Source organism: Sphingobium bisphenolivorans, assembly GCF_000412635.1.
In the GTDB taxonomy this organism is placed as follows: Bacteria; Pseudomonadota; Alphaproteobacteria; order Sphingomonadales; family Sphingomonadaceae; genus Sphingobium; species Sphingobium bisphenolivorans.
Window position 1 is genome coordinate 178,942 of the sequence record NZ_ASTG01000009.1, and the last position, 12,333, is coordinate 191,274.

Sequence of the window (12,333 nt, forward strand, 5' to 3'; positions counted from 1 at the left end):
TCAGGCCAGTCCGCGCTGGACAAATTCGATGACGATCAGCAGCAGGCACAGCCCCGCCAGACCGCCACTCGCGCTGGCGAACCATTTCATGCGCTGCCGTTCGGCGGCGACCTGCGCGGCATTCAGCGTCTGGCTGATCGATCCGATGACCGGCACGCCCATCGCCTTCTCCAGCCGCGCCGCATTGGGGAAGCTGCCCTTCAGCTGCGCCACGGCGAAGGCAGTGCCGATGCCCGCGCCGACAGCCAGCACCAACACGCCCAGCAGCAGCAGCGGCCGGTTGGGCGCGGCCGGCGCGGTCGGCAGGCTGGGCGGATTGATGACGCGGAACTGGATCGCCCCCGCCTCCGTCTTCACGTCGCCGCGCAGCCGGATTTCCTCGCGATCGGCCAGCATCTTGTCATATTGCGTCTTGAGCAGCTGATAATCGCGGTCGAGCCGCTCCTGCTCGGCTGCAAGGCCGGGTTCGTCAGTCTGCCGCGACATCATGGCATTGAGGTCGGACTGCAACTGCGCCTTGCGGGCCTGAAGCCCCTGCACGGTCGCGGCGCGTTCCGCCTGCATCGACTTGATCGAGAGCCATGCCGGGTTAGGCGCGCCACCCGCGCCGCCGCCCGACTGCCTCCGCAGCAGATCGACCTGCCGCTGCGCCGCAATCACGTCGGGATGGTTGCTCGTATAGCCGCGCGCCCGCATGGAGGCGAGGTCCGCCTGCACCTGCGCCAATGCCGAAGGACCGCCCGAAGCGCCCGCTCCCGGCAACGTCTGCGGCGTGCCGGCCAGCTGGCCATTCATGGCGCTGAGGCCGCTCTGCGCCTGAATGAGTTGCGAGTCGATCGTGTTGATTTCCTGCCGCGCGGCATTCATCCGGTCGCCGATCGAACCGGCGCCCGGCAGCACGGCCGCATAGCGCTGTTCGAATTCCACCCGCTTCTGCTCGGCGGCGGCGAGCTGCTTGCCGCGCTCGGCCAGCTGCTGGTCGAGGAAGGCAAGGCTCTGCCGCGTCTCCACCTTGTCGCCGGACAGATTCGATTCCTGGAAGATGTCGATCAGCTTCTGCGCGATCTGCTGCGATATGCGCGCATTGGCCCCGTCGGAAAGGCCCGCGTCGGCCGAAGTCGCGCTGATGTCGATCATGCTGGGATCAAGCTGCGCCATCACGGTGATGCCTTCGCGCAGCATCGTGATCTTCGCCGCCAGATCGCGCGGGCCGCTGACGGTGCGGGCCAGGTCGGTTTCCTTGACCACCCGCTCCAGATTCTCCGTGCTCGCCAGCGTCTGGCGCGCCCGATCCAGCGCCTGCTGCGACTGGACCTGGGTGATGCCCACCTTGTCCTCCAGCAGCGACTGGGTGTTCACATACACCCGCGCCTTCGATTCATAGCTGTTGGGGATCAGCGCGATGCCCAGCCAGCCCAGCATGGCAACGCCCCACGCGACCGCCAGCGCCAGCCAGCGCCGGTTCCATATGCCGTGCAGAACGACCAGCAGCTCATCGACAAGCGCGGCCATGGTCAGAACATGCTTTCGGGGATGATGATGACGTCGCCAGGGGCCAGCATCACATTGGCCTTGCTGTCGCCGCGCTTCAGCAGATCGCCGATGCGGACATTATATTCCTGCTGCTTCGCTGTTTCCCGGTTGAACCGCACCAGCCGAGCCTTGTTGCCCGCCGCATATTCGCTTAAGCCCCCGACCGAAATCATCGCATCGAGCAGCGTCATGTTCGCGCGATACGGGATGGACGCCGGCTTTTCCGTCGCGCCGACGATCCGCACCTGCTGGCTGAACGTGCCGGAGAAATTGTTGACGATCACCGATACCAGCGGATTTTCGATATATTTGGAAAGCGCGGTCTTCAGGTCGTCACCCAGTTGCTTGGGCGTCTTGCCCACGGCCGGCATGTCGGCGATCAGCGGCGTGGTAATGCGCCCGTCGGGCCGCACCTGAACCTTCGCGCCCAGTTCGGGATTGCGCCACACGAAGATGGTGAGGTCATCTAGCGGGCCGATGACATATTCCTCACCCGGCCCCTCCTGCGTGGAAACGAAAGAGGCAGGCGGCAGTTGCGCCCCGCCGCCGCCACCCGAAGCGCAGCCCGAAAGGGCGATGGCCGGCAAGGATGCGCCGATCAATGCCCGAGAAACCGACAGGAAACGCATATCTTCATCCCTCACTTGCGGCTGCGCTGAAGGCCCCCGCCAAGGAGGATGGACGGCCGTCGAGCACATGGCTTCGACCGCCTTCTTGCCCCCAAAGGGTAAAGATACCGTTAGTTGTTAAGTTGCTGGCAAATCAGCCAAGTAACAGTTCGTGCGCGGGAGGATGTCCGAGGAAGGCGGCAGGACTTGCCGACGCCCCGTAGGCGCCCGCAACGAAGATCGCGATCACGTCGCCCTCATTGACTGGCGGCAGCCCAACCTTGTCCCCCAGGCGGTCGATCGGAGTGCAGAGACACCCCACGACGGTCACCGCTTCCTGTGCGGCAGGTGCGCCATAGCGGTTGGCGACCGCGATGGGATAGTTACGCTTGACCACCGTGCCGAAATTGCCGCTCGCCGCCAGTTGATGATGCAGCCCGCCGTCGACCACGACGAAGATTTCGCCCTGGCTCTTCTTAACGTCTATAACGCGCGTTAGATAAACCCCCGCCTCCCCGACCAGCCAGCGGCCGAGTTCGATGGCGAACTCGCTGCCCCTCAAGATGTCGACGCGCTCATCCAGCACTCGGCCGAGCGCATCACCTATTGGCCGGATGTCCAGCCGCTGGTCGCCCGGAAAATAGGGAATGCCAAAGCCGCCGCCCAGATTGACCAGCGGCGGCGCCGCGCCCACGGCCTCCGACAGGCGAGTGGCAAGCCCGATCGTCGCCGCCTGCGTCTCGGCAAGGGCGTTCGCGTCCAGCGCCTGACTGCCGGCAAAGATATGCCAGCCCCGCCAGTCCGCGCCGGCATCGATCACCCAGCGCGCAAGATCGGCGGCGCGTTCCGCATCGACGCCGAAGGGCTTGGCCCCGCCGCCCATCCGCATGCCGGAGCCCTTGAGGTCGAAGTCCGGGTTGACGCGCACCGCCAGCTTGGGTCGACGGCCGCGTTTTTCGGCTATCGCGATGGCGCGGCGGGCCTCCCCTTCCGACTCCAGATTGATCGTGGCGCCGCTATCGATGGCGAGCGCCAGTTCATCGTCGCGCTTGCCCGGCCCGGCAAAGCTCACATGCGCTGCGTCCATCCCGGCTTCCAGCGCCCGCGCCAGTTCGCCGCCGGACGCCACGTCGAACCCATCGACCAGCCCCGCCATGCGCGCCAGCAGCGGGGCGTAAGGGTTCGCCTTCACCGCATAATGGATCGACAATTTCGCCGGCATGGCGTCGCGCAGCGCGCGTATCTGCTGCTCGACCACGCCCATGTCATAGACGAACAGCGGCGTGTCGCCCGCCTCATCGATCAGGCTCGCCGCCCCGCATCCCCCGATCAGCAGCATGCCCTCTTCGCCGCTGAAGAAGGGCGGGATCGGACCCATCGGCTTCATGCGGCATAGTCCCGCGCCAGCGCCACGCGATCGGTCTTGCCATTGGGATTGCGGGGAAATTCGGTGAGCATGACGATCTCGCGCGGCTGCATGAAGTTGGGAAGCTCGGCCTTCAGCCGCGCCTCCACTTCCGCCTTTAGCTCCGCCGACGAACCGCGCAACAGCAACAGCACCGCCTGCCCCAGCCGGTCATCCTTGACGCCCAGCGCGACCGCCTCCGCCACGCCGGCGACCGCAACGGCGGCTTCCTCGATCTCGGTCGGGCTGATGCGGTTGCCGGCGGACTTGATCATCGCGTCGTCGCGGCTGACGAAATAGAGCAGACCCTGCGCATCGCGGCGCACAGTGTCCCCGGACCAGACCGCCGTGCCGCCATAGCGCGAGGCCGGCGGCGCGGGCTTGAACCGCTCGGCCGTGCGCGCAGCATCGCGCCAATAGCCGTGCGCGACCAGCGGCCCGCAATGAACCAGCTCACCCGTCTCATCATCGTCGGCAAGGCTGCCGTCAGGGCGCACGACCAATATCTCGGCATGCGGGATCGCCGACCCCATGCTGTCCGGATGACTCTCCACCAGCGCAGGCGGCAGATAGGTGGAGCGGAACGCTTCGGTGAGGCCGTACATCGGATAGAGTTCCGCCTGCGGAAACAGCGATCGCAGCTTCGCCACCAAGGGCCGCGTCAGCGCCCCGCCGCTATTGGTAAGCCGCTTGAGCTTGCTCGCCACCTCCTCCGGCCAGTCCAGCTCGGCCAGCTGCACCCAAAGCGGCGGTACCCCGGCAAGAGTGGTGATATCGCGCCGGTCGACCGACTTCAGCACATCGCGCGGCGTCAGATAATCGAGCGGATAAACGCAGCCCCCCGCAACCCATGTCGAAAACAGCTGGTTCTGCCCATAATCGAAGCTGAACGGCAGCACGCAGAGGGTCCGGTCCTGCGCCGTCATTCCGAGATATCCGGCCACGGACACCGCGCCCAGCCAGAGATTGGCGTGGCTCAGCATCACGCCCTTGGGCCGCCCTGTCGACCCACTGGTATAGAGGATCGCTGCCAGATCATCAGGGCTGGCGTTCGAGGGAGGAAGCGCCGTTCCCCCGCTCATGGCGGCGGCGGCGTCATCCTCGCGATGGACCTCGCAGGCTTCGGGCATGTCCTCGGGCGCGAGCGTCGCAAGCCGGCTCGCCGTGCCGATCAGCAGCGCCGCGCCGCTATCCGCTAATATATGGGCGACCTGGGCATGTTTGAGCAACGGATTGATCGGCACATGCACCAGCCCGGCGCGCGGCGCGGCAAGCGGCATCAGGGCCGCGACGGGTCCCTTGGCGATCCAGCTCGCCACGCGCGCGCCCTTCTCCAGTCCAAAGCCCGCCAGCCACCCCGCGAGCCGCCCCAGCGTCAGTTCCAGTTCGCCGAAACTCTGCAAGCCCGACCGGCCATCCAGCGCGGGCCGCGCTGGCTCACCATGCAACAGCACATGATCGATCGGCAGCACGGCCGCACCGTCGATCACGCAAGGAGGCAGCGCATCAGCCATGGGATCGCTTAACTCCATCTCCAGACTTTTCCTCTACGGTCATGATGCTCCGGGGAGATAGTGCGTTGCTCGTCACAAGGGAATATCAGAGCTTGGCCCGCGCGCGCGAAGCAATTGGAACCCGCCTCGATCGTGGATCCACCGCATCGCTGTTCGACCGGATCGACTGGCTCGAGTCGCTGCACGATCATTGTTTCGACGGCGTACCGGTTCGCATCCTGCGCGCGATGGAAGATGAAGCGGAAGCCTGGCTGTTCCTCCTTGCGCCCGATCAGCGGCGGCTGAGTGCGCTCGCCAACTGGTACAGCTTCGAATGGGGTCCGATCTTCTTCGGTTCGCCCGATGCGCTCACCCGGCGGCGTTTGGTCGAGGTGCTGGCGCAAAATCTGCTGAAGGACGGTGCTCAGGTCGATCTCTATCCCGTGACGGAGGATGCAGCGCTGCTGATTGACGCATTCCGCCGGGCCGGATGGTTCGGCCTCAAGCGGCCCATGGGCGGCCGCTATCTGCTGCGCCCGAATGGCCGCAGCTTCGCGGAATATTGGGCGGCGCGCCCCGGCCGCCTGCGCAACCTGGTCCAGCGCAAGGCGCGCGCCAGCCGCTTCACCCTCAGCATCGGCCGAGAACTGACGGACGCGCTCTGGCGTGACTATGCCGCCGTCCATGCGCGCAGCTGGAAACAGCCCGAACCCAATCTGAATTTCCTGCGCACCTTGGCCCAGCGGGAAGGCGCAGCGGGGACGCTGCGTCTGGGATTTGTCCGGCTGGAGGATCAGCCTGTGGCGGCGCAATTCTGGACGGTGGAAAATGGCGTCGCGCTGATCCACAAGCTCGCCCATGACCAGGCCTTTGACGGCGCCTCCCCCGGCACCCTGCTCAGCCACGCCATGTTCGCCGACGCGATCGATGGAGATCGGGTCGCACTGATCGACTATGGCACCGGCGACAATGGGTATAAGAGCGACTGGATGGAGGAGCGGACGACGCTGCATCGGCTCGACTTCTTCAACCCGCGCTTCGCCTCAACCTGGCTGCCTGCCGCGCGTACCGCCATTTCCGCGCTTGTAGGTTGAGCCCGAAACGACTAGTAGGCGCCCACCATGCGGGCAGGAAATTCTCAACTGGTCGACCAGCCAATGAATATCGAAACGCGGATGCGCAGCTTGCTGCGCGACGTCCTGTCCCTCTCGCAGGAGCGCGTGGACGGGTTCAATGCCGACACGCCGCTGTTTGGCGCTCTGCCGGAGCTGGACTCCATGGCGGTCGCCGGTCTGCTTACCGAAATGGAAGACCGCTTCGACATCCTGATCGAGGATGACGATATCGACGGCGACACGTTCGAGACATTCGGAACGCTGGTCGCGTTCGCGAAGGCGAAGGTAGAAGGCTGAGGTTAGGGCTCCGACGGCTCCTGCAGCGTAACCAATCTTCTTTCGTCATTCCCGCGAAAGCGGGAACCCATCTCCCAACGCTGCATCAGGCGCTTCGGCCGGGAGATGGATCCCCGCCTGCGCGGGGATGACGAACCTCATAATCTCAAACGGCCTTCACTCCGCCGCAACCGCCTCGAAGTCCGCCTCCGCCAGGAACTTCTCGACGTCCAGCGCCGCCATGCAGCCCATGCCGGCCGCCGTCACCGCCTGACGATAGATTTTGTCGCTGACGTCACCCGCCGCGAACACCCCCGGAACGGCGGTCTTGGTGGTGCCCTTCTCAACCAGCAGATAACCCTCGTCCATCGGCAGCTTGTCGACGAACAGCTCGGTCGCCGGCTGATGCCCGATCGCGACGAAGGCGCCATCTGTTTCGACATGCGACCTGTGGCCGGTTACCGTGTCGATCAGATCGACGCCGACCAGCCCTTCCGGATTGCCGCCGCCGACAAAGCGCTCCACCGCCTGGTTCCAGAGCACCTTGATATTGGGATGGGCGAACAACCGCTGCTGCAGGATTTTCTCCGCCCGCAGCGAATCGCGGCGATGAATCAGGGTCACGTCATGACTGTGATTGGTGAGGTACAGTGCCTCCTCGACAGCCGTGTTGCCGCCGCCGATCACCACCACCTTCTTGCCGCGATAGAAGAAGCCGTCGCAGGTCGCGCAGGCCGACACGCCCTTGCCCTGCAGCAGCTGCTCGCCCTCGGCGCCCAGCCATTTCGCCTGCGCGCCGGTGGCGATCACCAGGCTGTCCGCGAAATAGCGCGTGCCGCTGTCGCCGGTCAGGCGAAAGGGCCGTTCCGACAGATCGACATCGACGATCTGGTCGTACATCATCTGCGCGCCGACATGCTCGGCCTGCGCCTGCATCTGCTCCATCAGCCAGGGCCCCTGGATCACGTCGCGGAAGCCGGGGTAATTTTCGACATCGGTGGTGATGGTCAGCTGACCGCCCGGCTGCATCCCCTGCACGACGATCGGCGCCAGACCCGCTCGCGCGCCATAGATGGCGGCCGACAGACCCGCCGGGCCGGAGCCCAGGATCAGCATGCGAGTGGAATGGGTTGCGGTCATCTGATGTCCCCGGCCTGTAAGATTCGTTCGTCGCGATGAAATAAGGCTCGGGGCTGAACGCGCAAGCCCATCGTCCCGATGGATTTGCTTGGGCGTCGGGAAGTGGGTCTGCGTCGAGTGGCCCGCCAATTTGGCAAAGCCTGCTCCTGCGCACGCAGGAGCAGGCATTCTTCAGGTTCGCCATCCCGACTGTCGCCGGTACGACGAAAACAGCTCAATCGATCACGTTCGGCAGGTCCTCGAACCCGCGCCGCAGTGCCGCCGACCAACTATGCGAAAGCAGCTGAAACTCCTCATTGTCCGCCTCGATCCGGGTGCGGGTACGGAAGTCGAACTTGTCCCGCTCGATCACCGTCAGGTCCAGCGGCATGCCGACGGACAGGTTCGATCGCAGCGTCGAATCCATCGACACCAGCACCGCCTTGGTCGCGTCCTCCAGGCTGGTGCCGCGCTTGATGATCCGGTCGAGGATCGGCTTGCCATATTTATGCTCGCCGATCTGGAAGAAGGGCGTGTCCTCCGTCGCTTCGATGAAATTGCCGGCGGAGTAGATGAGATAGACGCGCGGCTTGCCCCCCTTGCGCTGCCCCGCCACCAGAATGGAGGCATCCGCGCCCGAACCCTGCATCTCGATCGTGCTGCGATAGATGCCCTGCATGGTGCACATGCCCTCGCCCACGATCTGCGCGACGCGGTGCATCGTCGGACAGTTCAGGATCGTCTCTATGTCCGGGTCCAGCTGTGAATCCTTGATCGCCCGGCCCAGCATCGCCTTGACGCCCTGCGTAATGGACAGGTTGCCCGAACACATCATCACGATCGCGCGCTCGCCTGGCACGCTGTAGGTGAAGCTCTTCCGAAAGCGGGCGATATTGTCCATTCCCGCATTGGTGCGGGTGTCGGACAGCATGACCAGCCCCTCATCGACGCGCACCGCCACACAATAGGTCATCGCCCGCCGGGCTCCCTGTCGTTCGTCACTCCAGCGCGGTGGTCAGCCGGGCCATCTGCTGCTGCTGCTGTTGCAACTGGCGCTCTTCCACCCCGTCCTCCGCCTGCGCGATCCGGACGTCGGCGTCAATCCAGATCTCGCCGCCTACCGTGACGCATCCGCGGATCGGCGCAGCGTCGTCAGCATCAAGGCCGGACGCCAGGCGCAGATAGCGCTCCGTCACGCAAACCCCGTTGGAGGGATCGAACCCTACCCAGCCAAGCTCGGGCACCAGCGCCTCCGCCCAGGCATGGGTTTCGTGCAGGACATTACCTTCCTCCGCGAGCAGATAGCCCGAGACATAGCGGGCAGGCAGGCCCATGGCACGAGCGCCGGCGATGAAGACCTGCGCATGGTCCTGACACACCCCGGCCCCCAGTGCGAAGGCCTCCGAAGCCGTCGTCATGCTGGTCGTGACTCCGCCTCGATAGGCGACCGCCCCGCGCACCGCGGCAGACAGGGCATGAAGGCGCGCCAGCGGTCCTTCATCGACCGCAAGTCCGCCCACCATAGCTTCGATCGCGTCGGAACTCTGCGTCAGCCGCGTCGCGCGCAGGAAGTAGCGCGGATCGACGGCGCAGTTCAGCGATCCCAGCACGCCATGCCGTTCCTGCGTCTCGACCAGCCCTTCCGCGACGATGACGGCATTGTCGATCAGGTCGTTCCTGATCCAGATCGCCTCCATCTCGCCAAAGCTGTTCAGGCGAAATCCCTCGACCGGCTCGTCATTGATGCTGACCTGCCAGTTCAGCACCTGCTGTGCGGGAGTGTCGACCGGCATCAGCTTCAGCCGCATCGCCAGCCGCCCGGCTACCGTCTGATAACGGTAGATCGTCTGATGCCGGACGAGCAGTTTCACCTTGCCCTTACCTCCTCAACCAAAATGATAGGCCTGGGCGACTTCCGCCCCCAGCCGATTGGTGGCCGCTAGGCCATTCTGAATGGTTTCATGCAGGCCGATCCGGAATATCTCTCCGCTGTCCAGCTTCTCCAGGTCCGTCACCATCTGCCGCACCGTGTCATGGCAAGCCGCGCGCGCGTCGTGCCAGCCCGCCAGCCGGTTGAGCCGATAGGCCAACTGGTCGTAGCAATAGGCCACGCTGCGCGGAAAAAGCCGGTTCAGCATCAGAAAATCGGTGATCTGCCAGGGCGTGTAGGCCCCGCCATAAACATGGTGGAAAGCCCGCGCCCCCGACAGCGCGTAAAGCACCGACGTCCACTGATAATGGTCGCGATTGCCGCCCACCACTTCGGTTTCGGGCAGCAGCACATAATATTTGACGTCCAGCAGCCGCAACGTCATCTGCGCCCGCTCCAGCGCGGAGCCGGTGCGCAGGAAGTCATGGCCCTCATTGCGCAACTGCCCCGAATGCGCCGCGCCGCGAAAGGTCATGACCCGCGTCTTCACCCAGTCGATCAGCACCGGAAGCTGCTGCCGCGCTTCCGCCACGTCATAGCTGTCGAGCTTGCGCCAGCCCTCATTCAGCGCCTCCCACATGTCCTGCGTCAGCATCGTTCGCGCGGACTTGGCGTTGGCGCGGGCCTTGAGCAGGCAGGAGCGGATCGAGGAGGGATTGTCCAGGTCGAGCATCAGGAACTCGACCGCGTCACTCTCCGTCACCTGCCGGTCGTCCGGAAAATGATTGAGCGCGCCGGTCGCCCGCACCACGGATCGCCATTCCTCTCGATGATGCGCGCCGGGCAGGATCGCCATGCGCTGCCCCATGGTGAGCAGCCGCGCCGTCGCCTCCGCCCGCTCCATATAGCGCGCCATCCAGAAGAGATTTTCGGCGGTCCGGCTCAGCATGCGGAGTTTCCTCCCCTCCGTTCGGGCTGAGCCTGTCGAGGCCTTTCTCGCCCATTCAAGAAAAGAAACCCCTTCGACAAGCTCAGGGCGAACGGATGTCGGCGGGGCGTCCCCATGGATGTGCGTAGATTTGCTTCAGGAGGAGGCGAAAACGGTGCTGTTTGAGAACCGGAGCGCAGCGTGCTCATGGCACGTGAGCACCGGAAGCGCAGAACAGTGCCATTTGCAGCCCCTCCTGGAGCAAATATGCGTGCGTCCATCCTCATTCCTGCAACACCCACGTATCCTTGACCCCGCCCCCCTGGCTGGAATTCACCACCAGCGACCCTTCGGTCAGCGCCACCCGCGTCAGCCCGCCGGGCACCAGCCGGATCTGCTTGCCCACCAGGCAATAAGGCCGGAAATCTGCGTGCCGCCCGACGATAGACGCCGGCCCCAGCGTCGGCACGGTGGAAAGGTCGAGCGTGGGCTGCGCGATGAACTCGGCCGGATTGGCCCTGATCCGCGCGGCATAGGCATCTATCTCCTCCCGCGTGGATTTCGGCCCGATCAACATGCCGTAACCGCCCGATCCATGCACCTCCTTGGCCACCAGCTCTTGCAGATGCTCCAGCACATAGGCGCACTCGTCAGGCTTGCCGCACTGCCATGTCTGGATATTGTCGAGGATCGGCCGCTCGCCGAGGTAGAAGCGGATCATCTCGGGCACATAGATATAGACCGCCTTGTCGTCCGCGATCCCCGCTCCCGGCGCCGACGCCAGCGTCACCCCGCCATTGCGATAAACGTTGAAGATGCCGGGAATGCCGAGCAGGCTGTCGGGCCTGAACACCAGCGGATCGATATATTCGTCATCGATCCGGCGGTAGATGACATCGACCGCTTTCGGTCCCAACGTCGTCTTCATCCACACCCGGTCATCGTCGACCAACAGGTCCGCCGGCTCCACCAGCTCCACGCCCATCAGGTCGGCAAGGAAGCTGTGCTCATAATAGGCGCTGTTGAGCGAACCCGGCGTCAGCACCACCACCACCGGATCGCCCTTGCACGCAGGCGGCGCGACTTCCTTCAGGCTTTTCAGCAATTCGGCGGGATAATCATCGACCGGCGCGACCAGCCCCTGTCCGAACAGTTCGGGGAACATGCGCGTCATGATCTCCCGATTTTCGAGCATGTAGGAGACGCCCGATGGCGTGCGGCAATTATCCTCCAGCACCTCAAACCGTGCTGGTCCGGTGCGCACGATGTCGATGCCGACGATATGGCTATAGACCTTCCCCGGCGGCGTGAAGTTCGCCATCTCCGCCAGATAGGCGCTGTTCTGGTAGATGATGTCGGCCGGAATGATCCCCGCCTTCACGATCTCTCCGCGATGATAGACGTCGTGCAGGAAGGCATTGAGCGCCCGCGCCCGCTGCTTGATGCCCCGGTCCAGCACCCGCCATTCCTGCGCGGTGAAGATGCGCGGCAACAGGTCGAACGGGATCAGCCGCTCCGGATCGCCGCCCTCACCATAGACGGCAAAGGTGATGCCGATCCGCCGGAAGATCGCCTCTGCCTCATCCAACCGACGATTGAGCCCGGCGATGCCGGTCCGCTCCACCCAATTCTGCACTTCCGCATAGCAGGGGCGTATCGAACCATCAGGCTCAAACATTTCGTGGAAGGGCAAAGCGTCGATCCTCCCTCGGGGCTACCCCGGTTGTGCATTGCAACATTAGTGCAACGTGGGCCTTTGATTGCAAGCGCAAAAAGCGCAGTAACCATCGTGCCGCGCATATTTTCCGCGCCCTTGTGAAAAGCATGCCGGCAAAGAGATTTATCGACGGCGCATCAAACCCCGTTGACCGGCCCGCTCCCGCTGCTTATAGCGCCGCCTCACCGCAGGGCATTGCCCCTCGCGGGTTGCCCATGGGGCGGAGTAGCTCAGCTGGTTAGAGCAGCGGAATCATAATCCGCGTGTCG

Annotated in this window: 11 protein-coding genes; 2 read left to right on the top strand and 9 right to left on the bottom strand. The window is 64.5% G+C overall.

Annotated elements, in window-relative coordinates; all coding sequences use genetic code 11:
• The 4 genes from L858_RS0108730 to L858_RS0108745 form a co-directional block, all read right to left on the bottom strand.
• A complete protein-coding gene (locus tag L858_RS0108730) occupies positions 1-1,512 on the bottom strand; it encodes an XrtA system polysaccharide chain length determinant (protein ID WP_022682770.1) in 1,512 nt (503 codons plus the stop codon).
• A 2-nt stretch (positions 1,513-1,514) separates the two neighbouring features.
• Complete coding sequence (locus L858_RS0108735; RefSeq protein ID WP_022682771.1) at positions 1,515-2,162, bottom strand: XrtA/PEP-CTERM system exopolysaccharide export protein; 648 nt, start codon at positions 2,160-2,162, stop codon at positions 1,515-1,517.
• Between the two features lie 133 nt (positions 2,163-2,295).
• The gene (locus tag L858_RS0108740) at positions 2,296-3,528 is read right to left on the bottom strand and encodes a pyridoxal-dependent decarboxylase, exosortase A system-associated (protein ID WP_022682772.1); all 1,233 of its coding nucleotides are present in this window, start codon (positions 3,526-3,528) and stop codon (positions 2,296-2,298) included.
• Positions 3,525-5,078, bottom strand: a complete 1,554-nt coding sequence (locus L858_RS0108745) for an acyl-CoA ligase (AMP-forming), exosortase A system-associated (protein ID WP_081643329.1) — start codon at positions 5,076-5,078, stop codon at positions 3,525-3,527. Before L858_RS0108745 ends, L858_RS0108740 begins: the two co-directional genes overlap by 4 nt.
• Positions 5,079-5,125: 47 nt before the next feature.
• Here L858_RS0108745 and L858_RS0108750 point away from each other — a divergent pair, with 47 nt between their 5' ends.
• Together L858_RS0108750 and L858_RS0108755 are read left to right on the top strand one after the other, a co-directional pair.
• Entirely contained in the window at positions 5,126-6,133 is a 1,008-nt protein-coding gene (locus L858_RS0108750; RefSeq protein WP_022682774.1) for a GNAT family N-acetyltransferase, read from the top strand.
• A 27-nt stretch (positions 6,134-6,160) separates the two neighbouring features.
• On the top strand, positions 6,161-6,451 hold the full coding sequence (locus L858_RS0108755; RefSeq protein ID WP_028055963.1) for an acyl carrier protein: 291 nt from the start codon (positions 6,161-6,163) through the stop codon (positions 6,449-6,451).
• Between the two features lie 156 nt (positions 6,452-6,607).
• On the opposite strand, the gene trxB is transcribed toward L858_RS0108755, so the two are convergent.
• From trxB to L858_RS0108780, 5 genes are all read right to left on the bottom strand, one after another.
• Positions 6,608-7,570 (bottom strand): thioredoxin-disulfide reductase, encoded by a 963-nt coding sequence (trxB, locus tag L858_RS0108760; RefSeq protein WP_022682776.1) that lies wholly within the window; start codon positions 7,568-7,570, stop codon positions 6,608-6,610.
• Positions 7,571-7,784: 214 nt separating this feature from the next.
• Positions 7,785-8,522, bottom strand: a complete 738-nt coding sequence (locus L858_RS0108765; RefSeq protein ID WP_022682777.1) for a proteasome-type protease — start codon at positions 8,520-8,522, stop codon at positions 7,785-7,787.
• A 25-nt stretch (positions 8,523-8,547) separates the two neighbouring features.
• A complete protein-coding gene (locus L858_RS0108770; RefSeq protein ID WP_022682778.1) occupies positions 8,548-9,420 on the bottom strand; it encodes a transglutaminase family protein in 873 nt (290 codons plus the stop codon).
• A 15-nt stretch (positions 9,421-9,435) separates the two neighbouring features.
• Positions 9,436-10,368: an alpha-E domain-containing protein gene (locus L858_RS0108775; RefSeq protein ID WP_022682779.1), complete on the bottom strand. Its 933-nt coding sequence runs from the start codon at positions 10,366-10,368 to the stop codon at positions 9,436-9,438.
• Positions 10,369-10,630: 262 nt separating this feature from the next.
• Positions 10,631-12,040, bottom strand: a complete 1,410-nt coding sequence (locus L858_RS0108780; RefSeq protein WP_022682780.1) for a circularly permuted type 2 ATP-grasp protein — start codon at positions 12,038-12,040, stop codon at positions 10,631-10,633.
• Positions 12,041-12,333 lie beyond the last annotated feature (293 nt).